At 41.7% G+C, this 24,892-nt stretch carries 21 protein-coding genes, 1 tRNA gene and 1 riboswitch; of the genes, 18 read left to right on the top strand and 4 right to left on the bottom strand.

The genetic code is table 11. The annotated features are described in order from the left end of the window. Positions 1-723 precede the first annotated feature (723 nt). Positions 724-2,781, bottom strand: coding sequence for a helix-turn-helix domain-containing protein (locus NIE88_RS12275; protein ID WP_253062481.1), 2,058 nt, complete (start codon positions 2,779-2,781; stop codon positions 724-726). 230 nt (positions 2,782-3,011) lie between these two features. On the opposite strand from NIE88_RS12275, the gene NIE88_RS12270 reads away from it, so the two are divergent. The 15 genes from NIE88_RS12270 to NIE88_RS12200 all read left to right on the top strand — a co-directional run bounded on the left by NIE88_RS12270 (position 3,012) and on the right by NIE88_RS12200 (position 18,437). After that, positions 3,012-4,625 carry an ABC transporter substrate-binding protein gene (locus tag NIE88_RS12270; protein WP_253062480.1) on the top strand — a complete coding sequence of 538 codons (1,614 nt, stop codon included), beginning with the start codon at positions 3,012-3,014 and terminating at the stop codon, positions 4,623-4,625. Between the two features lie 91 nt (positions 4,626-4,716). Further along, positions 4,717-6,135, top strand: coding sequence for a M20 family metallopeptidase (locus tag NIE88_RS12265; protein WP_253062478.1), 1,419 nt, complete (start codon positions 4,717-4,719; stop codon positions 6,133-6,135). 50 nt (positions 6,136-6,185) lie between these two features. Then, a complete protein-coding gene (locus NIE88_RS12260; protein ID WP_253062475.1) occupies positions 6,186-7,022 on the top strand; it encodes an alpha/beta hydrolase in 837 nt (278 codons plus the stop codon). 47 nt (positions 7,023-7,069) lie between these two features. Continuing rightward, a complete protein-coding gene (locus NIE88_RS12255; protein ID WP_253062473.1) occupies positions 7,070-8,527 on the top strand; it encodes a DHA2 family efflux MFS transporter permease subunit in 1,458 nt (485 codons plus the stop codon). A gap of 62 nt (positions 8,528-8,589) precedes the next feature. Further along, positions 8,590-9,864, top strand: coding sequence for a threonine ammonia-lyase IlvA (gene ilvA, locus NIE88_RS12250; protein WP_253062471.1), 1,275 nt, complete (start codon positions 8,590-8,592; stop codon positions 9,862-9,864). Continuing rightward, on the top strand, positions 9,861-11,234 hold the full coding sequence (locus NIE88_RS12245; RefSeq protein WP_253062469.1) for a M20/M25/M40 family metallo-hydrolase: 1,374 nt from the start codon (positions 9,861-9,863) through the stop codon (positions 11,232-11,234). Before ilvA ends, NIE88_RS12245 begins: the two co-directional genes overlap by 4 nt. 232 nt (positions 11,235-11,466) lie before the next feature. Continuing rightward, complete coding sequence (locus NIE88_RS12240; RefSeq protein ID WP_253062467.1) at positions 11,467-12,594, top strand: metallophosphoesterase; 1,128 nt, start codon at positions 11,467-11,469, stop codon at positions 12,592-12,594. A gap of 181 nt (positions 12,595-12,775) precedes the next feature. After that, a complete protein-coding gene (locus tag NIE88_RS12235; RefSeq protein ID WP_253062465.1) occupies positions 12,776-12,943 on the top strand; it encodes a hypothetical protein in 168 nt (55 codons plus the stop codon). 48 nt (positions 12,944-12,991) lie between these two features. Next, positions 12,992-13,097, top strand: a riboswitch (SAM riboswitch). Between the two features lie 93 nt (positions 13,098-13,190). Next, the gene (locus NIE88_RS12230) at positions 13,191-13,949 is read left to right on the top strand and encodes an amino acid ABC transporter ATP-binding protein (protein WP_253062463.1); all 759 of its coding nucleotides are present in this window, start codon (positions 13,191-13,193) and stop codon (positions 13,947-13,949) included. 15 nt (positions 13,950-13,964) lie between these two features. Next, positions 13,965-14,795: a transporter substrate-binding domain-containing protein gene (locus NIE88_RS12225; protein WP_253062461.1), complete on the top strand. Its 831-nt coding sequence runs from the start codon at positions 13,965-13,967 to the stop codon at positions 14,793-14,795. A 52-nt stretch (positions 14,796-14,847) separates the two neighbouring features. After that, on the top strand, positions 14,848-15,546 hold the full coding sequence (locus NIE88_RS12220; RefSeq protein WP_253062459.1) for an amino acid ABC transporter permease: 699 nt from the start codon (positions 14,848-14,850) through the stop codon (positions 15,544-15,546). A 63-nt stretch (positions 15,547-15,609) separates the two neighbouring features. After that, positions 15,610-16,302, top strand: a complete 693-nt coding sequence (locus tag NIE88_RS12215) for an amino acid ABC transporter permease (protein WP_253062457.1) — start codon at positions 15,610-15,612, stop codon at positions 16,300-16,302. A gap of 20 nt (positions 16,303-16,322) precedes the next feature. Further along, positions 16,323-17,360, top strand: coding sequence for a uroporphyrinogen decarboxylase family protein (locus NIE88_RS12210; RefSeq protein ID WP_253062455.1), 1,038 nt, complete (start codon positions 16,323-16,325; stop codon positions 17,358-17,360). Beyond that, positions 17,357-18,073 (top strand): cation efflux transmembrane domain-containing protein, encoded by a 717-nt coding sequence (locus tag NIE88_RS12205; RefSeq protein ID WP_253062454.1) that lies wholly within the window; start codon positions 17,357-17,359, stop codon positions 18,071-18,073. The genes NIE88_RS12210 and NIE88_RS12205 overlap by 4 nt, the downstream gene beginning before the upstream one ends. A gap of 223 nt (positions 18,074-18,296) precedes the next feature. Beyond that, positions 18,297-18,437, top strand: coding sequence for an FbpB family small basic protein (locus tag NIE88_RS12200; RefSeq protein WP_253062453.1), 141 nt, complete (start codon positions 18,297-18,299; stop codon positions 18,435-18,437). Positions 18,438-18,553: 116 nt separating this feature from the next. Here NIE88_RS12200 and NIE88_RS12195 read toward each other — a convergent pair whose 3' ends face one another. The 3 genes from NIE88_RS12195 to NIE88_RS12185 form a co-directional block, all read right to left on the bottom strand. Then, complete coding sequence (locus NIE88_RS12195; RefSeq protein WP_253062452.1) at positions 18,554-19,156, bottom strand: pentapeptide repeat-containing protein; 603 nt, start codon at positions 19,154-19,156, stop codon at positions 18,554-18,556. Between the two features lie 1,472 nt (positions 19,157-20,628). Further along, a complete protein-coding gene (locus NIE88_RS12190) occupies positions 20,629-21,258 on the bottom strand; it encodes a LysE family translocator (RefSeq protein WP_253062451.1) in 630 nt (209 codons plus the stop codon). Positions 21,259-21,946: 688 nt separating this feature from the next. After that, positions 21,947-22,019: transfer RNA gene (locus tag NIE88_RS12185), tRNA-Ala, on the bottom strand. A 795-nt stretch (positions 22,020-22,814) separates the two neighbouring features. Here NIE88_RS12185 and NIE88_RS12180 point away from each other — a divergent pair. From NIE88_RS12180 to NIE88_RS12170, 3 genes are read left to right on the top strand one after another with little or no spacing between them, the layout of a single operon-like run. Then, positions 22,815-23,327 (top strand): YcxB family protein, encoded by a 513-nt coding sequence (locus tag NIE88_RS12180; RefSeq protein WP_253062450.1) that lies wholly within the window; start codon positions 22,815-22,817, stop codon positions 23,325-23,327. A gap of 14 nt (positions 23,328-23,341) precedes the next feature. Then, complete coding sequence (locus NIE88_RS12175; RefSeq protein ID WP_253062449.1) at positions 23,342-23,632, top strand: DUF5316 domain-containing protein; 291 nt, start codon at positions 23,342-23,344, stop codon at positions 23,630-23,632. Between the two features lie 23 nt (positions 23,633-23,655). Beyond that, positions 23,656-24,156 carry a GNAT family N-acetyltransferase gene (locus NIE88_RS12170; protein WP_253062448.1) on the top strand — a complete coding sequence of 167 codons (501 nt, stop codon included), beginning with the start codon at positions 23,656-23,658 and terminating at the stop codon, positions 24,154-24,156. Positions 24,157-24,892: the final 736 nt, after the last annotated feature.

Here is a 24,892-nt window from a genome sequence, read left to right as displayed (position 1 = left end):
CAACTATGGCTTAGCATTCACCTTCGCCAAAAGCTTGGCAAAACCAAGTTTTCTAATTGTCTGGGAAAGTATAAACGATTGACTTGTGGATAACTCTCCGTTAAACGATTCATTGAATTTTTGGATGGTTGGATCAAAATAATCGAGCAATTTGTCTGAGTCAAAGTCAAACGTGTCCGTTTCGTCGGGCACTTTGTCTGGGCTAATGGCGACTTTGTCCCGTTCAAGCGCTCAAATGTCTTTTTCGGGCGTCTTTTGATACGATTTTTCCCGAGTTTGATACAGCTTTTGATACAACTTTCATTTTTTAATACGAATTTCGCAGCTCAAACCGGCGATTGTTCTAGGTAAAGAAAGTTCATCGTTTTACCTTGCTGATACGACGATCAACGGCATAAGATTAGGCTGGGCGATCAGGTAAGCGCCCAATCTGAGAAATAGACGGAAAAATTCCGCTTAATTAGAAAATGAACGAAAAAATAGCTTAAATAGACGGGAAAATTTCGCCTATCGAATCGAAAAAACGCGAAAATAGAGGCTTTTACTTTGCACAAGCGGAAAAATTACCCTTATTTACCCACGAAACAAGCACCATGATGCGTATAACCGGAAAACCTCCGCTTATTTTATACGGGGCAACGCGAAAGCCGCCGCATCCTGCAGAAGTAAGAATCGGGCGCTTTCTCGCGGATTTTTCTAACCTGAGTGTAGAAAAAATTGGCATCATTGAACCTCATGATCATCTAAATTTGTAAAGCGAAGCAGGTAACAGGCCAGTTGAAGCTTCAGCACGTTCGTATGATTGGAAAAGGAGACGTTTAAAAGCTCCTCAATTTTTTTTAGCCGCTGATACATCGTATTGACGTGGATATGCAGTTTTTTAGAAGCAGCAGAAACTGATAAATTCGATTCCATGTAGACGATTAATGTTTTTTCGAGATGATTATCCTGATGTTTATTCGCATTCAAGGATCCGAACACTTCGTCGATAAACGTGTCGATCTCTTCTGCCGATTGGTGAATAAACAGTCGATTGACACCGATTTCTCTGTACTGTATCATGCCTGTTTGATTCGTTGACAGCAGATAAGCCAGTGACTTTTCCGCTTCGTGATAGCTCTTGTCAATGGCTTCAAACGCGGGGTAGCAAGTACCTGCACCAATACGCAGAAAAGGTGTGTGATCCTGATGCCAGTAACGCAACAACTGATTGATCTGTTTAGTAATCATCGTTTGATCTTCCGGATTTCTTAATGTGAAGAGCACGGTGATTTTTGCGTTATAGCCGTAAATCACGGCGATTCGCTCCTGAAGTCTTAATTTGAGCTCTGATATGAGCGTGTAGATTTGTACATTGATGACATGGAGATCGGCAATCAATTGGATAATCATGGCTTGAAAATGGGCATGTCGACTGAGACCCAGCTCGCTCGCTTTTTCATGCAGCAGACGGTTATTTCTGCTGTTTAAGAACGAGAAGAACAGATCATGCGTCTTTTTATAATAAAAATCGACAACCGACTGCTTTTTAATCATCTCCAATGCGATCATTGAACTGCTTTGTTCTACAGAGGCCCTGCAGTAATCGGGAAATTTGTTTTCCTCGGCTCTAACCATGATGATGCCTAAACAAGAACGATTGGCGATAATCGGATGAATATAAAAAGAAAGTGATGGATCAAAAAGGGATTGAAATTGCGGCTCGCTTAAATTGCTGAAGGTTTTGCTCAGCCGGTCGGTTTCACCCCATTGATTCTTGCGCATTCGGCAAGAATAGTATTCATGATCGCTGAAATCGATAATCATTAGTGGCAGATTAATGAGTTCACCCAATTTATTTGCGATATTTTGCAAGCCCTTGCTTTCCAGTGAGAGTCCCATGAATGTTTTATGAATCTTGGATTGCATGACGAGCAGCTTATTTTGCTTTTGCAAATTGCTGTAGAGCTTCCGATTCGCTAAAATAATTGAAACCTGATCGGAAAACCCTTCGAGCAGCTTTTTGTCATCTTCACGAAGCATCGCGTAAGGACCGCTTTGATAAATGATCAGTACGCCCGTCGTTTCTTCTGCGACAGAAATAGGGACAGTGATTACAGATTTTAATTCCTTGAAATCATAGGATTTAAATAATTCCTGCATATTTTCAGCGCGCATGGTCACCGAAGCTTTTTCGATGTCGTCATAACTGGTATAGATTCGTGAACGATTATCAAGAAATGTGTTTCCAACGATTCCCTCTCCCGGTTTCGTTTTGATTTTCAGCAGATTCTCGTTAGGTCCACCCGCCCAGGCTCGAGCGGTTAAAACGTTCTCCTCTTTATCGAACATCCAAAAAACACCGATGTTGGCCGCGTAAATAACAGAAAGCGCATGCTCTAATATCTTTGTCAGCAGTCCGTCCTGATCGTTCAAATCAGAGATATTCCGAACGCTTTTCAGAATAACGTCCAATGTCTCCTGTTGGCGATAGTTAATGACTAATGGCTGAAACAGATGGAACAATTGCTTCAATTCATGTTCGGGAAAATCCTTTTCTTCAAAAATACGAAAAACAATCTGACAGGCAGTTGGAAAGTGAAAATGAATGTCCTTATGGGACGACAGTGAACGTACGCTGCACGTCTCATTTTTTTTGAACGAAACGTCTGACGGCGGCCGCGATGAAGCTGCGGCTGGTATAAGCATGTGAAATTTGGAATGGTTGAAGCTAATCCAAAGTTCGTATTCCTTCTGATATAAAAAGGTCAATGATTCTTGAACATTTGTTAACGTTTCCAACAACAGACCCTCTTTCTTGTGTGTTTTTCTATATAAAAATACTATTAATTATAGATTTTTTCACATTGTTATTATAACCGATTTCCATTAAAGTTTTAATTATTAAATTAATTAAATATTTTCTAAAAAAGAGATTACAAAAAAGGGAGGACCGGCGTTCAGATTATTTGATGGCGAAGCAGTCACGTCAACAGAAGGTGTGTCAAAAGAAGAAAGGATGTGACTCGTTGATGCAAAAGCCAAAACGGACAATAAAAGGAATAACCGTCTTATTATTAATCGCAGCTTTAGTCCTTCTCAGTGCATGTGGAAACGCCTCATCTGATAAAAAAGGAAAGACGAGAGATTCGATTTATCTGGGGATGGTTAATCCTCCTGCCGGGTTTAATCCGATCAATAATGGTGATCAGTCTGGATTTTTTTCTGTGGCAATTATGTTTGATCCGCTTCTCGACATGACTGAGCCTTTAAAATTTGAACCGAAATTGGCAGATTCAATGAAAACGACGGATAACCAGAATTATACGATTGTTTTAAATTCAAAAGCGAAATGGACCGACGGACAATCGATTACGGCTGATGATGTCATTTTTACATTCAACTTAATCGCCAATCCCAAATCAGAAACAGCGATTGGATTTAACATTTCATCTTTGGAAGGATTAGACAGCAACGGAAAACTGAAAAACGGTCTGTCGGCAATTCCGAACCTGAAAAAAATTGATGCACATACGGTAAGCTTTAAAACCAAAGATCCGATTGATCCAAACTATATCAAGGAAATGATTGGCACGAAGATTTTCACATTGCCACAGCATGTTCTGAAGGACATTGCTCCCGAAAAACTGGCAACAAGCAAGTTCATGACGGCGCCCAGTGTGACGAGCGGTGCTTATCAATTCGTTAAGTACAGTAAGAACACATTTGTCGAGTATAAAGCCAATAATGATTATTATCTTGGCAAACCGAAAATACCAAGATTGTTTCTTAAAATCCTGCCGGCATCCAATATTGCTGCTGAACTTCAGTCAGGCGCCATTCAAATGAATGGCGGTGGTGATTTGCCGATTCAGGATGTTGCTATGGTTAAGAAGATGAAGGGAATTAAAACGAGCATCAATCCACAAACAACCTTTCAGACGATGATGTTCAATACGAAAAATCTGCCGGATAAAAACGTGCGTCAGGCGCTTGCATACGCGATTGATCGCCAAAAAATCGTTGATAAGCTTCTCAAGGGTTATGGAGAGATCAATGATGGTCCTTATACAAAGCTAAGCCCTTATCTGGATAAGCGTCTGAAGAAAATTGCCTACAATCCTGAAAAGGCGAAACAAATGTTGAAAGCCTCCGGATGGGATTCAAGTCGAACACTGAATCTTGTGGTTCCGATCGGCAATGTCGTTCGTCAGCAATCAGCGGATTTGATTGTTCAGAATCTCAAGGCCATAGGCGTTAAAGTGAAGGAAACGACTTATGATTTTCCGACCATTATGCAAAAAGGAAAACAAGCAGACTTTGATCTGCTGTTAATCGGGCTGCCGATGAATGTAGATCCGGATACAAACTATTATTATACAGGCTCTTCCTATAACTTTATGGGATACAGCAGCCGCCAATCCGATCGATTGCTGGAGGAAGGGAAGAAAGAAACGCGCTCTGCCAAGAGAAAAGAGATCTACAGCGAGCTGCAGGCGCTCTGGCAGGAGGACATGCCGATGCTGACACTGTATGCACCGGATCAAATCGCATGTGTCAGCAAGGATCTTGCCTTTGGAGGGATCGCAGCCTTTTGGCCGGGAACACTGCACGAATTGCATCAGTGGGCGTACAAGAATCAATAATCGGGAGATGGAGCCTGCGCTCACACTCGCTGTTGTTCTTTCCAAACATGAGTTACAGGCATTGATGGTTTAAATTTCAGGAGGTACTTGTGTGCGATTATCAGAAGAAATAACAGAATGCATCGAAATGGACAAAGACTTATTCAGTGAATTAAGTGAAAGAATATGGGGATTTGCGGAACTTAAATATCATGAGTTTAAATCTTCAGATTTACTTTGCAAAGCCCTTGCGGATGAAGGATTTGCGGTTGAACGTGGGCTTGCCGGATTAAAAACCAGCTTTGTAGGCAGCTATGGGTCAGGCAAACCGGTGATTGCTGTTCTTGGTGAATTTGACGCGCTCGCCGGTCTCAGTCAAAAAAAAGGAAGTACAGTCCGCGAGCCGATTATTCCTAATGGCAGCGGACACGGATGCGGACATAATCTCCTTGGCGTAGGCGCGCTTGCAGCAGCGTTTGCCGTGAAAAAATATATCGAACGGCATCATCTTTTGGGGACGGTACGTTATTACGGCTGTCCAGCTGAAGAGAATGGCAGCGGGAAAACATTTATGGTGCGCGCGGGCTGTTTTAACGATGTAGACGCTGCCTTTACATGGCATCCGGGCACGGTCAATGGTGCGATGCATCTCTCATCTACAGCTTCAATCATGGCAAATTTTTCTTTTAAGGGGAAAAGCTCTCATGCATCCGCATCGCCTGAACTGGGAAGAAGCGCGTTGGATGCCGTTGAGCTGATGAATGTCGGTGTTAATTATCTGCGGGAGCATATACCGGACAGGGCAAGAGTTCATTATGCGATTACGGATGCGGGCGGATTTTCTCCCAATGTGGTCCAGTCCCGCGCCGAGGAAATGTACTTAACGCGCGCTGAAAAACCGGATCAGGTAAAAGAAATCTTTGAACGTGTGATCCGTATCGCAGAAGGTGCGGCGTTAATGACTGAAACGCAGATGACCTATAAAATTGTCGGCGCCACGCACAATTTAATTCCGAATACGACGCTGCATCAGACGCTCACACAATTTATGAACGAACTGAAGTATCCGGATTACAACGAGCAGGATCTTAAGTTCATTAGTGAAATCTATCAGACTCTGGATCTTTCGGAGAAGAAAGCGGCACTTGCTCAATTAAGCAGCGAGCAAATCAGAAAAGCAGATAAGAAGCCGATTGCGGACTGGATTGACCCATGTCCTGAGCAGGAACGGTTCATGCAGCCTTCCACCGATGTCTCTGATGTCAGTTGGAACGTGCCGACTGCCCAGTGTATGACAGCAACATGGGCATTGGGAACACCGTTTCACACCTGGCAGGCGGTCAGCCAGGGTACACAGCGTTATGCGCTTAATGCGGCACTGTTTGCCGGAAAAGCATTAGCCTGTACGGCGGTAAAAGTGATGACCGACGGCGTACTGAGAGAACGAGCGAAACAGGAGTTTACCAAAAGACTTAACGGTGTACGTTATGAATGTCTGATTCCGGAAGATACGAATCCTCCGCAAGACTGAAGGTCGGACTTCTCATGCCCAGTAACAGAGAAAAAAGGAGCGTTTGATTCATGAAATTAAGCCAAACAAACTTACCATACAGTATTCCTGATACGCAGCATTGGGAATTGAAATCTGAAAATGTGGCTTGCACTTATCAAATCTTTACCTATAAACCGAATGTGCCCGCACCGGAGGAAGGCTATCCTGTTCTTTATGTACTGGACGCGAATGCCACGTTCGGTTCAATCGTTGAAGCCGTACGTTTGCAGACGCGGCAGCCCAAAGGGTACGATCCTACCGTTGTCGTCGGCATCGGTTATCAGACCGACGGTCCCTTCGATATCACCGGACGATTTAGAGACTTTACGGTCGAAGCAGCCGACAATGAACTGCTCCCGCGCGGCGATGGAAAAAGTTGGCCGAAAAATGGCGGCGCCGACGCTTTTCTTAAGTTTATCAACGAAGAATTAAAGCCGGAAATCCAAACCCAATTTTCGATTAATACGAACCGTCAGGCGCTATTCGGACATTCATTGGGAGGCTTTTTTGCCCTTTATACATTGTTTACGAATCCTTCTGCCTTTCAATGCTATATTGCCGGCAGTCCATCCATTTGGTGGAAGAATCGCTATCTTATTGAACTTGAGAAATCCTTCAGCGAGAAAGTAACGGCTGATCAGGGAGAAAGCGCTGAAGTGAGTAAACTATTGCTTGCCGTCGGTGGGAAAGAAGTCGACTTTATGATCGCGGATGCTGAGCAGATGTATCAGCAATTACGTGCAGATGTGCCGAATCTCCATGTTGCCTACCGACTTTTCAAAGGAGAAGACCATGTTCCGGTGATCCATCCCTTAATTAGTAAAGCGCTGAGATTCATGCTGGATTCGGATGGGGAAAAAGACTGATCATAGAAACGAAGAATCATCAGATACACCTTAGGAGGATGTACATTATGGAGTTAGAGACACAGCAGGCAGTAGTGACAAACACAAATGAGAAAGTAACAAAAAATGTAATCATCATGCTCGCGATTCTGTTTTCCGGTTATTTTGTCATTATACTGGATGATATTTTTGTCAATGTTGCCATTGCCAGAATCATGGTCGAGTTTCATGTTGCACCCAATGTCGCGCAATGGCTGGGATCAAGCCGAATGCTCGTTCTTGGTATTCTCGTTCCCGTCTCGGCATTTTTCATTCAACGATTTACAACAAAGCAATTGTTCACATCCGCGATGTCTCTGTTTTTTCTGGGGACGATCCTTTCCGGTATAAGCACCAGTTTTGAATTATTGCTGACCGGCCGTGTGCTTCAGGCGATAGGCGGTGCCATCATCTTGCCGATGCTTATGAATCTTGTTCTTGTGACGGTACCTGTTGCCCGAAGAGGTGCGGCAATGGGCACTGTCCAGCTGATGGTTATGTTCGCACCCGCATTGGGACCGACGATTTCCGGACTGATCGTGCAAAATCTATCGTGGCGGTGGCTGTTTTTCATTGTGCTTCCGATTGCCGCTCTATGTATTCTCTCCGGATTACTTTTTCTGAAAAATGTTACCGAACAGACACGGCCGACAATTGATATTCTATCCTTTATCCTATCCGTTTTCGGATTCGGAGGTATCGTCTACGGATTCAGTTCAGCCGGCAAGGTTGGTTTCGTGAATCCGATGGTCATGATCTGTCTTGCCATTGGTCTTGCTTCACTGGCGCTGTTCGCATGGCGTCAACTGAAATTAGAGGTGCCGATGCTTGATCTGCGTGTTTTTCGTTTCAAAACGTTTCGCCTGACTATTGTGTTCGTGATCATTATCGTCATCATTATTTCATCAATGACGATGATGCTGCCGATTTATATGCAGTCTGCGCTGGCGTTCAGTGCGGTGTTGACCGGTCTGATTATGATGCCGGGCGGAATCATCAACGGACTGATCTCACCGGTGACCGGCACGCTCTATGATAAATTTGGACCAAAAGGATTGCTTATTCCCGGAATCGTGCTGCTTATTGCTACCCTTTTCGCACTGCGCTTTGTACAAGCCGGCGTGAATCCATGGATCGTCTCTTTACTTTATGCACTTCTCATGACATCGATGGGCATGGTGATGATGCCGGCGCAAACAAACGGACTGAATAATTTGCCGAAATCCTTTTATCCGCATGGTACGGCGCTTCTTGAAACCGTGCTGCAAGTATCGGGTGCGATTGGCACGGCTTTCTTTATCACCATCATGCAGACCGGACAGCAGAGCGCACTTAAAGGGATTCAAAAACCAGGACCGGCCGATATGTCCCAGGCGCTAACGGTTGGTGTTCGGCACGCGTTGACTGCCGCACTGATCCTTGCACTTATTGGCTTTATCATCACCTTGTTTGTGAAGAGAGTACGCATCCAGCCAAGCAACGAATGAATGCCCACTTCCGGCGCGCAATAAACCGGAAGCAAACCGTTTTATTAAGGAGTTTTGAAGCGATGAACCGTGTGAAAGATCGATTGAAAATCGAAGACATTATGGCCGCACATGACATTGTGAAGGACGTTGTGAAGAAGACCCCGCTGCAAAAGGATGAACATTTATCGGAAAAATATAGATGCACGGTTTATTTAAAAAGAGAAGATCTGCAGTTCGTCCGGTCGTTTAAACTGCGTGGTGCTTACCATTGCATCCGAAAATTGCCCGAAGATGAATGGAAAAACGGTGTCGTTTGCGCCAGCGCAGGTAATCATGCTCAGGGCGTTGCCTATACATGTCATAAACTGGGTATCCAAGCGGCCATTTTTATGCCGATGACAACACCGAAGCAAAAAGTTTCGCAAGTGCATTTTTTTGGTAAATCCGCGGTAAAAATTATCTTGACCGGTGAAACCTTTGATCATTCTTATCAGGAAGCAATGCGCTATTGCAATGAGCATAAGATGACGTTCATTCATCCCTTTGATAACCTGGATGTCATTGCCGGTCAAGGGACGGTTGGTATTGAAATCGTTCAGGATATCGATCACCCGATCGACTATACTTTTATGACCATTGGCGGCGGCGGACTCATTTCCGGAACGGGCACCTATATCAAGACGGTGCATCCAAGTAGCAAAATCATTGGCGTGGAGCCGGCCGGGGCTGCTTGCATGAAGGCATCATTGAAAAAGGGCGAAGTAGTTACGCTCCCTGAAATCGATAAGTTTGTCGACGGCGCCGCAGTGAAAAGACCGGGTGAGATTACCTACAGCATTTGCAGGAAAATTGTAGACGATCTGGTTGTTGTTCCTGAAGGAAAAGCGTGCAGCGCTCTTCTTGATTTATATACCAACAGTGCGGTTATTGCGGAACCAGCCGGTGCGCTTCCTGTGGCTGCTCTAGATTTTTATAAAGACAAAATCGTGGGCAAAACGGTGGTTTGCGTGATCAGCGGCGGGAATAACGACATTGATCGCATGCAGGAAATACAGGAGCGTTCACGACTATATGAAGGAATCAGGCACTATTTTGCAGTCAATCTGCCACAGCGGTCAAAGGCACTCAAGCTTTTCTTCGATCAGGTCATCGGTTCGGATGATGAAATTGTTCATATTCATTTTACAGAGAAAAGAAACAAGCCCTTTGAACACATGTTTATCGGCGTTGAATTTGAAAATATGGCAAAGTACATGGCGTTCATTGATCGAATGAATGCCTTAGGAATCATTTATCAGGAGGTGACGGATGGGCTCCTCCGTGCAGCAAATCAGATAGGGGGCGATCAATCATGAGTGCTGGAAAAAGAAAAGAACTGGAGAAAATTGTGCACATTCAGGCGGAACGATCCATTGAAACACTTTGCAGCTATTTGCGGCTTCCCTCGGTATCTGCACAAAATTCGGCAATACCGGAAACCGTCCATTTTGTTACTGAATTATTTCATGATCTTGGCGCCGAGGTGAACGTGTTGGACGATCTGGGCGGCAATCCAGTCGTTTATGCCTTCCTGCCGGCTGGAGAGAAGGGGAACGCGGAAAAAACATTACTGTTTTACAATCATTATGATGTACAGCCGCCAGAACCGTTCGATGAATGGGATTCGGAGCCGTTTGAACCGCTTTTAAAGGAAGGTACTTTATATGCGCGTGGAGTCGCAGACGATAAAGGCGCCCTGATGCAGCGCATTGTAGCGGTTAAAGTGCTGGCGCAGACAGGGAGCCTGCCGTGCAACATTAAATTTATTGTTGAGGGTGAAGAGGAAGTCGGAAGTCCCGGATTGCCCGCATATTTAGAAAAGTATGCCAATCTCTTTAGAGCAGACGCATGCATCTGGGAATTCGGTGAAAAGGATGCTGCGGAACGTGTTCAACTGTTTTCCGGCGTCAAGGGTTCCGCATATTTTGAAATGTCAACGAAAAGCTCAGAGATTGATATTCATTCATCACTTGCTGCGGTTATCGATAATCCGGCCTGGCGTCTTGTTCAGGCACTTGCCAGCATGAAGAATCAAAATAATGATATTACGGTCGAGGGATTTTTTGATGAAATTGAACAAGCAGATGACACATTGATGGAAACGGTACGGAGCATTCCATTTGAAAAACAGGCGTTGGTGGATACCTTTGGTTTGAGCAGGCCGTTAATCACTGAAGCACGCGGCGAAGGAGCGCGGGATGCACTGATGCTTCATCCGACACTGACCATTTGCGGAATGGTCAGTGGTTACACGGGTGAAGGAGCGAAAACCGTATTACCAAAAGAAGCAAAGGCAAAAATTGACTGCCGAATGGTTCCGGGTCAGACCGGTGAGCATTTACTCAAGTGTTTTAAGCGTCATCTGACTCGTCATGGATTTTCTGATATTAAAATCGAATTAATCGAATCGCAGCGTGCCTTTTTCTCTGACATCCATGATCCATTTTTGAATCTGGTCAAAGAAACTGCTGAACAAGCCTATCAAGGGGAAGCCGTACTGAATCCAACTTCTCCGGGTACGGGTCCGATGTATGTGTTTCATCAACATCTTCAGCTTCCGATTGTCAGCACCGGCGCCGGTTGGGCACAATCAAGGGTTCATGCACCAAATGAGTCTATTCGTATTAAAGATTACATTGATGGCAGTCTGCATATGGCGTATTTGCTCATCGACTTTGCAAAATGACAATAAGAAGGATCCGAATCGATGATCCGAACAGAACTTTTTTCCGAAATCTGGGAGAAAGTTCTTTTTTTATTGCATGAAAAGGTTAAAAATCGCGCAATTTAAATACAGTTGCTCACAGGAGAAAATCGATGTTCTTGCGCAGTAAAGCGAGAAGGGACTCGAGAGGCGAACCGAAGATGGCGAGGAGCCCTCCGGGACAATAGTCCGATACGGAAGGGAGAAAGGCAGTATGCATCGTACGAACTGGCGAGATTTTTTAGCTGTAAAGATTATGATTATTTTTCTGTTTCTTTGTTGCGTTGTTTCAGGGATTCTTAGTCTTTTCCCCGGTAAACAATTGAAAACGAACGCACAAATGGTTAATGCTGAGCGGCATGCAGTGAATACACATGTTGTTCATCATGTTTTTTTTCAAAGACCGAATTTAAGTCCGGCTGAGAATCAGGAACCAAAGGTGACCCATAAGCTGTTCAAAGGGATTCACTCCATTGATTTTACCTTCGGTGTACTTCCGGATACTCAGTACTACAGTAAATTGCATCCGGACATTTTTAAACGGATGAATCACTGGTTCGTTGACAATCGTGCTTCATTAAATCTGAAATATATTTTTCACTTAGGTGATATCGTTAATAACTTTGATCAGCCCTATCAATGGAAAACAGCCGACAAGGCGATGCGGATTCTTGATGAGGAAAAGGTGCCTTATGGGATTATTACAGGCAATCATGATGTCGGCTTTCAGAAAAAATATCAATCATTTGATCGTTATTTTGGTGAAAAGCGCTATCAGTGGAATCCATGGTACGGCGGTTCTTATGACAATAACAGGGGACATTTTGATTTAATTAACGCAAACGGTCAGAAATATATTATGCTGGGCATGGGCTGGGGTATCGGCGGCGAAGAAATTTCCTGGATGAACCATGTACTGAAGCTCTATCACAAACGGATTGCGATTCTGTTCGTGCACGATTATTTGGGAAGCTATGGGAAGCGCACCGTGCAGGGGCAGATGCTGTTTGAAAAAGTAGTGCGTCCCAATCCGAATGTTCGCATGGTCATGAACGGCCACAGCTTTGGTGCCGCACGTCGAATTGACAAGATTGATGATAATTTCGATGGAAAGCCCGATCGAAAAGTCATGCAAATTTTGTCTGACTATCAATCGGTGAAAGGCGGGCAGGGCTACATTCGTGTCATGGGTTTTGATCTGAAGCATGATAAGATTTATGTACGCACCTTTTCGCCGCAGGTAAATCGAACGCACGCATTTAAGAAAAACAAAGACAATTTTACATTCAGCTTTGATCTGGACCAGAAAATGAAAAAGACAAAAAAGAAACATGGTCGGTAATAGCTGCTCATTAAATAGCTTGGCGCAAGATAAAAGTGTGGAGAATTTGTGACCAGAATCTTGATTTAAATCCCTTGTGTCTAAGTCTTTTAACTCTTTTATTAGTTTTAATTAAATAAACATTGACACATTTAATTCTCAGTAATATCATATGAATAATAAGAAAAGGAGGTTATAAATAATGAAGATTGGTTTACTTTCAAAGTTCAAAAATGAATGGGCAAGAAATCATGTAATATTAGGAAACTTAATGTATTCACTTGGAATCGATAGTGGCTTTCAAGAATTAAATGTGTATCATACTAATTTCCTGATCGAAAATGAAAAAGAAAAGGTGGAAGCAATTTAAAATTGTAGAGGATTTAGCTTTTGAAAGCTGATGCAATTAAATAAAACATTCTTATCAAGAGAGATGGAGGGACTGGCCCGATGAAATCCGACAACCAGCATTAGTTCATGTATGGTGTCAATTCCAGGAACACATTGTGTTCGAAAGATGAGAAGACGCGACGATAAGCCTCTCTCATCTGTGTGGCTTTTTTTATTTTGTTTTTTTTTTGATTAACGCTTTTTTTAATTTGAGAGGAGGTGATATAATGCTTGCACTTAAAAACATCCGAAAATCGTTCAATGGAACTGATGTGTTAAAAGGAATCAGTTTAAAAGTAAATGAAGGTGACGTCGTTACGCTGATCGGGCCTAGTGGAACGGGGAAAACAACACTTCTGAGATGTGTAAATTTTTTAGAAAAACCTGATGAAGGGGAGGTTCAATTCTCAAATTTCCAATTAAATTATAGTCATGCAAAAAAGAAGGAAATTTTACGGCTTCGTCGTAAATCGGCAATGGTTTTTCAACAATATCATTTGTTCAAAAATAAAACGGCGATTGAGAATGTTATGGAAGCGCAAATAGTCGTTCAAAAAAAGACAAAAAAAGAGGCCTATGAAAACAGCTTAGAGCTGCTTAACAAAGTCGGTCTCGTTGAGAAAAAAGATTATTATCCGTCACAGCTTTCCGGTGGACAGCAACAAAGAATCAGCATTGCCCGAGCATTGGCCATCAAACCGGAAATATTATTGTTTGACGAACCCACATCGGCACTCGATCCTGAGCTTGTCGGTGAAGTTTTGAATGTCATTGATCAAATCGCTCGTACAGGAGCGACCATTTTACTTGTTACTCATGAAATGAGTTTCGCTCAAAGTATTTCTACTAAAGTAGTCTTTATGGATCATGGAGAAATTGTCGAAGAAGGACCGCCATCCCAAATCTTCAATCACTCAAATCGACTTAGAACGAAAGAATTCTTAAAACATTTTACCAACAACTATCAAAAAACAACATCATTATGAAAAGGTGAGGACTCTATGAAAAAATTAATCGCATTACTATTGATATCGGTTCTAATTTTAGCACTAACCGGGTGTTCGGGCAAATCATCAGGCTCGGGGAAGCGTAACGTAAAAACGGTGCAGATTGCTGTTCCTACGGCTGAAAAACCGCTGAGCTATACCGATGAGAATGGGAAACTGACAGGTTATGAGGTTGAGATTTTAAAAGCCGTTGATAAGAAAATCAAGGGATACACATTCAATATTCAGAGCGTGTCTTCAAACGCGCAGCAAGTAGGATTGGATACAGGCAAGTATGATCTGATTGCCGAAGGCTTTTTCAAAAATCCGGTTCGAGAAAAGAAGTATCTTATTCCTGATGAAAACGATGGAGCAAGTTTAATCCGGATTTATTCCAATAAAAAAAATAAAAATCTAAACTCTGTAGAAGATTTACGCGGACTAAATCTTGTTCCTACCGATGCAAATGGCGGTATGTACTATATATTGACTCTGTTTAATAAATCATATCCGGAAAATAAACTGAAGATTAAAACCACAGATTCAGGATTGTCTACCGCAGACAAATTGAAATCGGTTGATTCGGGCAAATATGATGCGCTGATTCTTCCGTCTAACTTGGGCCAGGCCGATGTTATCAAGAAGGAAAAGCTGAACATCACGACTTCGGAACCCGTATTGGTTATCCCGACTTACTTCTTATTATCGAAAAAGAATACAAAGCTGAAGAAGGAAATTGACAACGCGTTGAAAGAACTGAAGGAAGATGGAACCCTTTCAAAGCTGTCGGTAAAATATTACGGCGAGGATAATCTGAAATATAAAATTACGGATCTGGATTACTAATCAGACAAAAAATACATTCGATTTATTTGAATTTTTAAGAGGAGTACAAGTGATGGATATTGCTTATTTTTTTAAAATATTGCCTCACTTTATCAGCGCGCTTCCGATAACGTTAATTGTTATTTTTTTCTCACAGCTTTTTGGATTGCTGCTCAGTATCGCCGTTACTTATATTCAGATTAAATCGATAAAAGTGCTGACACCGTTGGCACATCTATATATTTCGTTTGTGAGAAGCACACCAATCCTATTGCAGTTGCTGCTCATCTATTATGGGCTGCCGGTCTTGTTGTCATTGTTTGGAATCAACATTAATTTCTGGAGCAAAACCGCTTTTTCCATAGTGACACTTGTCCTGCACAACGGCGGCTTTTTATCTGAGGTACTGAGACCGGCATACTTGGCCGTTGAGCAGGGGCAGCATGAGGCGGCGGACAGTTTAGGGTTCACTTCATTTCAGAAGCTGAGAAGAATTATTATTCCGCAGCTGCTTCCCATCGCACTTCCCGGTCTAGGAAACGGGCTGATTTATTTAATCCATGATACATCCATTCTTTTCGTCATTGGGGTTGTAGATGTCATGGGTGTGGCGAGCAATCTAGTCTCAAGCAGTTATGGAACGGACCAAATCGAAGTATATCTTGCCGTCGCGTTCGTATATTGGGCAGTCACTTATCTTTCGGATAAAGGAGTTAAGCGGCTGGAGAAAATTACGGAGCGCTACCATCTGGAAAACGGTTTGAAGTCATAGCATTGTGTTGTGATCACGGTGATTAGTTTCGCTGTGCGATGAAAGATAGCGAGGGGACTTCTTTTGTTTGAATTTAATATTTTTGCCCAAGATTTTCTAAACATTAGTACGGTTATACCGAGTACATTAGCGCTTGCATTACTTATATTGTTGATCAGCATTGCTCTTGGCGGCGTTTTGGCGTTCATCGAGCAGAAAAGAGTCTTTGTTTTATGGAAGGTCTCTCAACTTTTCCGCTCGTTTTTAAGAGGGACACCGTTACTCGTGCAGCTGTACCTCGCTTTTTATTGTTTGCCGGTTGTCTTGCAAAAAGCCGCGTTATTGGCGTATTTGCCGTTTAATCAGAATGATTTTAACCCTGTGTATACGGTTATTGTTGCTTATTCGGTACATTTTGCGGTCTTCCAATCAGAAATCATCAGAGGTTCATTTTTATCTGTTGGCTATGGTCAAATTGAAGCCGCTCAGGCTTCAGGTTTCAGCTTCTTTCAGACGATGAGACGGATTATTATCCCTCAGGCAATTATCGAGGCGCTTCCTAATTTTTTTAATTCGTATCTTTCAGTGATTAAATCACTGTCGCTGGCTTTTTTGGTTGGAGTGGTTGATATTCTGGCAAAGGCGAAACTTGAATCGGCATTGAATTTTCGCTATCTCGAATCCTATGCGGCTGCAGCTACAGCATATTGGCTATTATGCTCGATCATGACTTATATCTTAGGAATCTATGAAAAATTGATACGTAAACGTGCGTAGTTAAAAAAAGGAGCGATACGATGAATAAATTTGAACGTATTAATGCGGCACTGCACAGCAAGGAAGTTGATAGGATTCCGGTTAATCTCTGGATGCACTTTTCTGCGTATGATCAAAATCCAAGACTGCTTGCCGAAAAGCAAGTTGACTATGCGCGTAAATATGACTTTGATTTTATAAAGTTAGCTCCGTTTGGTTTGTATAGTGTCGAAGACTGGGGTGTCGAAATTGAGTACTTTAACAAAGTAAATCAACCCCCACTGGCTACAAAATATGCTATTGAAAAACCGCAGGATTGGGCAACGATTGAAGTGCTGCCGGCTATATTCGGAACTTATGGGAAGCAGCTACAGTTGGCGCAGCATGTCGCGAAGCTTTCAAAGGGTGAAATCCCGTTTGTTCAGACTATTTTTAGCCCGTTAACTACAGCGTATAAATTAGGGGGAAACAGGCTGCTGCTTGACATAAAGGAACATCCTGAATATGTCCGCCAAGCGCTTGAGGTGATTACTGAGACTACAATTAATTTTGTCAAAGCAAATATTGAGGCCGGTGTATCTGGCTTCTTCTTTGCAACACAACTGGCAACTACGGATCTGGTAACAGAATTTGAGTATCAACGCTTTGGCGTGCCGTACGATCTTGAGGTCATCAAAAGTTATAACAGACAAACGTTCTTTAATATTGCACATATTCATGGAGAGAACAATTTATTTGATATTATTGAAAAGTATCCGGTTAATTGTCTCAATTGGCATGACAGATGGACGTCTCCTTCATTAGCTGAAGCGAGAAAACGAACAAATAAATGTTTGCTTGGCGGGATTCAGGAAGCTCCATACTTTGATGTTCATCATCAAATCACGAAAAAGAGTCTGCTTGTAGACGGTTCAGTCAATGAAGTAGAGCTTCACGTTCAAGAAGCCATTCAAGAAGTCAATGGAAAAGGACTTATCCTCGGTCCTGGCTGTGTCGCCGATCAAGAGGTTTCTGAAAAAAATATATATGCTGTGCGTAAAGCTTCAGTCTTAACCGGGCAAAGCATACAGTCCGCATGAAAGAATCAGGGAAAAAAGCCGATTATTTAATGAACCATGTACATGGTGACGGCGATTATTTAGACCTGTGTGGAGAAGTAGATGGTGGCAAACTTCAAAATAAGGATGCAGCCAAAAGCGTTTTTATATCTGTTGCCGTGTTGCTAATAACAGCAATCTTTCAGACCTATGTGGCTGTAATTGCTAAAAGTCCGGCGTTGTTTGCGCTCACCATTCATGGATACTGCGACTTCGCACTATGTATTCCTTTATGGATCGCGTCTGCTTTGAACTGTAAAAAACTCACAAGCGCTTCTTCTTTTAGTTATCATCGTATTAAGAAAGTGGTGAAATTACTTATTTTACTTGCTATTCTGATGGGCATATTTGTTGCCGGATATGAATCGCTTCTTGAACTTGTCAATGGAACGCAGCCAATGTATCTGGAGATGACAGCGATTGCCGTATTGCTAGGTTTTGTGAGTAACCAGAGCGTAGCATTCTATATGATTCAAATGGGAATTAAATGGGGCAAAAGTGATGCAATCACCTATGGCAGGCATGTTCGGCTCAACAGATGGACCTCACTTACGGTTTTCGTCGGCGTGATTGGCAGTTGGTTAGGTTTTTCGGCATTTGTTTCCATCGCGGGTTTGGCAGCAGCACTTGTAATCTTCTATGTCATTAAGGATTCACTTAAGCAAACATTCATGCACCTGTTCAATAGACCATAATAAGCATAGTATAAAGTTGTCAAATCATTGTACGATGAACTTTTCACAAATCACATGTAAGTCTGAAAAACACCTGTCTAAATTATGGATTAATTCGGCATATGGGAGAACGATGAATTAGATCAGTCGTCCAAATTAAAATCAAAAATATCACACAATTCGTTAATCCTTTCTTCAAACAACTAGGCTATGCTATAGATAACAAAAAGAGAGGATGATTGATATGAGGAAAAAGGTTACGTATCTTCAATTAGTGAAAAAGAACAAGGAAGAGATTATGAACGACCGTATCGAATTGAACCGCATTGAAAAGGCTCTCGATGAACGCCGCGTCTTGCAAGTGAAAAAAAGTGCCGCGAGATAAAAGAAATGCTCCGGCACATGAATTAACCTGATGAAACATGAGTTGATTGTTAAATAGAGACGGCTGAGCTCTTTAAAGCCGTCTTTTTGAATTGGCGGATAAGTTGCATACTTAACCTACTCAACCACACTAATTCCAAAAGATGAAATCAGGCTTGCTGCTTGAAATTGATTGATTTTAAGCCCCTTCGCTAAAGAAGCATCAATTCGAATTGATGAGAATTCACAGTTGGATAAGTTAATATCCTTGAGCCGTGTTTCACTGAAATCAGCGCCGTCAATGAATGAGCGATTAAAATTCATTTTTTTCATTTGCACATTTTGGAAAGAACTCTCGTTCAGCTTATCAGTTTCGAAAGTAACATTCGTAAATTTCGCATCAGAAAAGTTGGCATAGGTCATCAGGCAATCAGTGAAAACGGAATCTTTAAATGTAGCTTGGATAAAATTGGTTCCCAATAACTTACACGCAGAAAACCTGTCTCGATAAAGAATTGCCTTCTCAAAATTAAAATTGGAAAACTCGCAATGTGAGAAGGAGCAGTCAAGCAGCTCCGTTTTTGTGAAATCCTCAAAGAGGAAAACGCAATGGATAAACTGTACGCCATTTAGGAGATCCCTCTCCTGATGACTATCAATTTCGCAGTTTTTTAAGATCAATCCCTCTTCGATTTCTTCGAGATAAAGGGTTTTATTTTCAATTGGTGTTATCGGTTCCATTGATGTTCACCAAACCTTCCTAATTAAAAGATTGTGAGAGAACAATCCGCGCACTATTTGCCACTTTTCAGATAAAATAAAGGAAATTCGTACGATTAATCGTCAATCCATTGAGAATGTTCATTTGATTATAAATAATTTCTGATCACGATCTGCTTCTCTTTTCTTGGATTGTCCAATCACTGCCGCGGGCAGCAGTCTGTTTTTCAGCGGGATCATGCATTTTGTGCCGTGCATCGATGCTGGTATCAACGTATTCTCATTAATTCGTTAGTGATCAGCATCAATGTCGCTTATTTACATAACGATGTTTCAATTAAAGGATACGTTTCTCTCGCTTTAATCTTATTTTTCCTTTTAGCATGCTCTCATTATACCATTCAGATGCAGCCCAAGGTCGGCACTTCGAAGAAAATCCATGCATCACCGAGGAATTTTCGCCTATTCGCTTTCATGACAATTTCACGGATGTCCGTGGGTCGCTTTTCTACTGATCACATTGTCCTTTGTGATGCTGAAATCAGATCATCAGGATAAGATGAATGAATCACAGTAAAAATTTTCCTTAAAAACCCCCCATTCAGCGTTAAATGAGTGGGGAAGCGATCATGCATAACTCTTAGCGTCCCTATGCCATGTCTTGCTCTTTTAATTCAGCAGTCCCGCATTTACATTTATTACCCTACCCACGAGCAGGCGCGGAACAGACACTCTGTCAGTAACACTGAGAAGGAACTGACAAGCGTAAACTCACGAGCTTACCCCCTAGCTTAACTAAGTGCTTAACACCGACCTCGACGTGGGGCCGCCCCCATTCACCAAGTTAGACGACCTCCTGTATAAAAAAGATATGCTGACAGACTCGAAGTTTCTAAAGACTTTGCTTGCCGTACACTAAAAAAGCTTCAAAAACTTGGGGTTATTGCAGAGGTGCAGGCGATTAAGGCGGGCATTTGTCTGCACCCACAAATAGTGTCCCGTCAGCACATTAGCCCGAAACTGGGAAGAAATTTGTAATAGCACTGAAAGCGAGCAGCCTGACAAATACTCAAAACATGACAGCGGTCCAGCATAAAAAATAAATTGGTGAATTTAGAATGTAAGTTGTTTTTAAGTGAGTAGTAGCAATATGTCGCGGTGGGAGAAGACTAAACAAACCTTGATATATAATAGTGAAAGATAATATTTACAAAATTATGAAGTGGGTTGTTTAATAATTAAAACACCTCCCTACATGTTCGTACTCGTGAACCGATGGATCAGAAGTGAAATTGAGTAATAACCAAGGCTGCTTCTCACAACGAAAAATTTGTGAGGATGGTCTTTTTTATGTGACATGAGCCTGGGTACAATATGAAAAAGGGCTTTCCCATGCAGAAAACCTCTGTTTCAGTGAAATATGCTGGTTCAATTTGTCAATAATTTTTTGAGGTTACGCAGTAAAACGCGTTCTGTTCAATGAAAAAACTTATTCAACTTCTTTTTTCAAAGGCAAGCCATGTCCCTGGACTGAGGAGCGTGATACCACTTATTTTTTGTTGCCACCAAAATACTCGTTTGTTTTTTGAGAGTAATTGCCGTAACGAACTAGCTAATACAGAAGTTATAATATCAACAATCAATCCCATTACACTGAACATCAATCCAAAAATAAAAAATTGTGCAATTGGGCTAGATAAATGCGGATTTATAAATTGTGGGAGAAAAGTTAAAAAGAACAATGCAACCTTCGGGTTAAAAATATCTGTCAATGCGCCTTGTAGGAATGCTTTTTTGATACTAATTCTATCCTTTTTTGATGTTATTACTATTGATTTTCCTTTTCTTAAAGTTTGAATACCGAGATAAATGAGATAAGCCGCACCAATGTATTTAACAATTTGAAATGCCCACATTGAAGTCATAAGAATAGCTGAAAGTCCAAATGCGGCTAAACAAATATGAATAAACACACCTATTTGCATTCCAAACGCAGTCGCAACTCCTGCATTTCTACCTTCACCAATACTTCTACTGATTATAAAAGCCATGTCAGGTCCAGGAGCAATTAAAATTACCATTGAGGTTAAAAGGAAAGCAGAGAAAAATGAAATATCAATCACATAATTTACCTCCCCAATTACAGTTTTGTTGAATTACTTTCCATATTAACACCAAAAAGTTCCCGCCAGACAACCAGTGGAGGTAATTTTTTAAGTAAGTCAGCTCGAAAGGCATCTGCTCTCTCAAGCATTCTCTAAGGTAGTATCTGCTTGTCCCGTGCTTTTATATACTTGCTTTTGTCAGTGTACTGGTCAACGTAAACTTACTAGGAAAATGATATTTTGAAAAATCGCCTCATAAAAAAATATCTCTATACAGTACAGAGACAGCTCGCTCTCATAATTTTTGAGTGAAAGAAAAGAGCCTGTCTTCTTCCTAAGCTCATAGAAAACCACAAGAAAGTCTACTGTATTGCGATTTCTACGCTGGTTATTCTCGTAGTGCATCGTATACTGCTCTGCGGTCTAGTAGGCTGAGCTGTGAAGCGCGACTCAGTGTGGCGGTGTAGTGAAGGCTATTGAGCGGGGCAATATTGCGGAGATCACTGAAAGGTGAGATTCTGGGGCGTACATGCAGGTGTGAAGTTCATTCGCTAAGCCATACTGATAAGCATAGAAAAAAACTCTGAGAGTAAGTTTCTGAAAACTCACCCTCAGAGGTTCAAAACTGGTCAAAAATAGGTCTGTCATAGAGCCTGTGTGTTTTTGCCCTGTTGTATGCTTGAAAAGCCAACTACAGTGGGGGTTATGGAGCATAGGGGGCTCGAACCCCTGACCTTTGCGCTGCCAGCGCAACGCTCTCCCAGCTGAGCTAATGCCCCGTTATCAGGAATGATAAAAAATTTGATCGACAACGTTACTATAGTACATGATCTCCGATGTGAAGGTCAAGAGCCTTTAAAAAAATCCAATAATCAACCAGTCATTCTGCTTTAAAACAGGTTGCAAGGTAAGCTCCTTGAATCATTGAAAAAACAAACCTCTGCTTAGCTGCTGAGGTAATGTTCGGCATTCACTTCATGGAATCGGCGGGTGTTCTCAGGTGCCAGTTAAGTGTCTGATTGACTTGCTTAATAAATAGTTTTATGACCTCATCCAGATAATTTTGCGGTATTAGCATTTTGGGAGCACTCATTGACCAACCAAAAATGAGTTTTTGATAAGGACCAAGCTTTTTTCATGACGGATCAAGTTCCTTATAAATTTGATTGAGCATTTCTTAAATCGGATTCAGTGAATAAAGATTTTTTGCAGCATCCATGGCCGTTGACGGATCATCTAAATAAGACTTAACGTCTTCGATTGTCACAAGTACCACCTTAAGTCTATGGTATCACAATCATAGTGTAATCAATTGTTTCTTTAAAATAAATATTATTTTTCATGTCACGCAACTGAGATGGATTTGTTTTTTATTTGTTTGGACTCCATCCATCACTACAGAAAACGATTGGGAAGCTTTCCTAATTCTAAAGTCATTCAGAATGCTGTTTTATGTATATAATTTTTGATCCTTACCTTACTTGCAGGTTTTCAAAATGATTTTCTTTGCACCAAGTCATTTTCTGCTATACTAGTTAAATGAAGTTTCAGATAATTAGTGATTGAGAAGGTGATTGATTACGGAAGATCAAGACATTCAATTCGGCGGCAAGCTTACTTTTCAAGAATACAGAAAAGGAAATGCGCCTGTGGGCAGAAAGATCATTTTCTGCGGTGTTTTTCTAGGCCTGGTTTCAAATTTTTTTCTTAATTTGAGAAGTACATCTTGGCTTCCCTCTTTGTTCTATGCTCTTTTCTTTGCGCTCTGTATTCTTATTGGTTGCTGTATTCTTATGTATGTGGAATACTTTGTGATCTATAAAATAGATCGGGAAATAAGACAGGAGCGCCGCTTTTTGATCCGAAATGAAGGTGTACAGGTAAGGACAGCGGATTCAGAAGCATTCTATCAATGGAGCAATTTTCGCTCCATCCGCAACAATAAGAAATTGTATATTCTTTATCGTTCGGTAATAAAAGGAATCATAATTCCCAAACGTTTTTTTCAAAATGAAAAGCAGCAAAAGGAATTTGAAAAATTGATACTAGAAAAATTACATGATCAAGTCCGACAAAACTTTCTATGAAAGAAGGAATTGCATTGAAGCTGTTTAGCGTTGGAATCATTGTTGGCATTTTACTCTTCTTGCTGGGCTATTATACGCCGCTTCATTATGTGTTTATCGTTGTTTCGGGTATCCTGGGGGCAGGAAGCCTGGTCATTTCGGGAATGGCGTCAGGGGCTTTTGTCAGTGGCGACCGCAATCGCGCCAATTTTGCTGCTGAAAATCGAGAAGAAAGGCATCAAAGAATAAGTATATTGAAGAAGCTCGCTCTTTTTGGTGGTCCTATTTTCGCGTCGTGCATCGCGTTAATCGCGTTGACCAATTAATAATGGAGAGGCTAAGAGGGCGGATGGTATCACAAGAACAAAGGATTCAATTGAATTTCTATCAGAAAAAGGATCAAACTTCTCTAGAAAACTATTATTTAACAGAGCAACAATTAAAGTACAGTGGGAATCCACTTGATTGTTTGCAGGATTGTGTTCAGGACAATGAAAGGCATCCTATTTTGATCCGTTCAGGCGAAGAAGTCGCGGGATTTTTTGTCTTGCATAGCTGGGGCGGCGTGAAGGACCTTAGTGAGAACAGGAACGCACTTTTGTTGCGCGCATTCTCTGTAAACAGCATATTTCAAGGACAGGGGATTGCAACAAAGGCTTTAGCTGCACTGGATCTATTTGTCAACGCAAACTTTCCTGACGTGAACGAGATTATTTTAGCGGTCAATCACAAGAATGCAGTTGCTCAGCATGTCTACATGAAAGCAGGATTCAAAGATACAGGCAGGCGGGCCATGGGTAAACAAGGTGTGATGTATCTATTCAGCAAAAAAGTAAATCCGGAGACATAGAAGCGGCTGCATCACTAAGTAGTTGTAACTCCTTGGTGGGAGAGCCTATTAAAAAGGGAGAATTGTTGTGCCATACATTAATCGGACACTCCAGGTACTGAAAAGCAGACTGGATTCGGATGGAACTATAGAATTGATCGGTGATCGAGGGAATATATGCAAAGCTCAGTGTGCATTCTACCCTCCCCTGAATAAAGAAACAATCAAAACCACTTCATGGACTTTGCCTGAAGCTTATAAAGCATCTCTGATTGTCCATAAAGAACACAAATATCGGAGGGGCGTTAGCGTTATTCCTGCTCCAAGAAGTTCAAAAAACGTATAAAAGCCTCTCGCTGAAAACAGATTTTTATCTAATCGGGTTTGTATTTGAAATTCACTCTTTATCAGCAACAGAGCTGTAGTAAAGAAAGATCCGAACTATCTTTATATAACTGAATTCCGACCAAAAATGACACCAATGAAACTAAGTTTAGAACTGTTTTTAGACCGGTTTGTTATTCCTCAAGAGTCAAATTTTTGGGAATGGCCTCTTCAAGCCGCAGATAACTATTATAGATGGCTATAAACGATTTTTGTACTCCAAAAAATAACCACGACTATATCGCAATCTCCTTTAAAGCGTCGACATCCGTGCTTTTGCAGCTTAAATCATCACTAATTGGTACATCTCATGCTCCTGTTGAAAAACGAAAATAGGTACTATTTCCGGGACACCAAAAATGATAAACGATGA

Origin of the sequence: Sporolactobacillus shoreicorticis (assembly GCF_024125445.1) — a bacterium.
In the GTDB taxonomy this organism is placed as follows: domain Bacteria; phylum Bacillota; class Bacilli; order Bacillales; family Sporolactobacillaceae; genus Sporolactobacillus; species Sporolactobacillus shoreicorticis.
This window is presented reverse-complemented; position numbering and strand designations above follow the sequence as displayed.

Bases quoted from the DNA above. Each gene is read 5' to 3' on its own strand.
- NIE88_RS12270 (WP_253062480.1), top strand. From the start codon at position 3,012: ATGCAAAAGCCAAAACGGACAATAAAAGGAATAACCGTCTTATTATTA.
- NIE88_RS12260 (WP_253062475.1), top strand. From the start codon at position 6,186: ATGAAATTAAGCCAAACAAACTTACCATACAGTATTCCTGATACGCAG.
- NIE88_RS12255 (WP_253062473.1), top strand. From the start codon at position 7,070: ATGGAGTTAGAGACACAGCAGGCAGTAGTGACAAACACAAATGAGAAA.
- ilvA (WP_253062471.1), top strand. From the start codon at position 8,590: ATGAACCGTGTGAAAGATCGATTGAAAATCGAAGACATTATGGCCGCA.
- NIE88_RS12245 (WP_253062469.1), top strand. From the start codon at position 9,861: ATGAGTGCTGGAAAAAGAAAAGAACTGGAGAAAATTGTGCACATTCAG.
- NIE88_RS12240 (WP_253062467.1), top strand. From the start codon at position 11,467: ATGCATCGTACGAACTGGCGAGATTTTTTAGCTGTAAAGATTATGATT.
- NIE88_RS12235 (WP_253062465.1), top strand. From the start codon at position 12,776: ATGAAGATTGGTTTACTTTCAAAGTTCAAAAATGAATGGGCAAGAAAT.
- NIE88_RS12230 (WP_253062463.1), top strand. From the start codon at position 13,191: ATGCTTGCACTTAAAAACATCCGAAAATCGTTCAATGGAACTGATGTG.
- NIE88_RS12225 (WP_253062461.1), top strand. From the start codon at position 13,965: ATGAAAAAATTAATCGCATTACTATTGATATCGGTTCTAATTTTAGCA.
- NIE88_RS12220 (WP_253062459.1), top strand. From the start codon at position 14,848: ATGGATATTGCTTATTTTTTTAAAATATTGCCTCACTTTATCAGCGCG.
- NIE88_RS12210 (WP_253062455.1), top strand. From the start codon at position 16,323: ATGAATAAATTTGAACGTATTAATGCGGCACTGCACAGCAAGGAAGTT.
- NIE88_RS12205 (WP_253062454.1), top strand. From the start codon at position 17,357: ATGAAAGAATCAGGGAAAAAAGCCGATTATTTAATGAACCATGTACAT.
- NIE88_RS12200 (WP_253062453.1), top strand. From the start codon at position 18,297: ATGAGGAAAAAGGTTACGTATCTTCAATTAGTGAAAAAGAACAAGGAA.
- NIE88_RS12195 (WP_253062452.1), bottom strand. From the start codon at position 19,156: ATGGAACCGATAACACCAATTGAAAATAAAACCCTTTATCTCGAAGAA.
- NIE88_RS12170 (WP_253062448.1), top strand. From the start codon at position 23,656: ATGGTATCACAAGAACAAAGGATTCAATTGAATTTCTATCAGAAAAAG.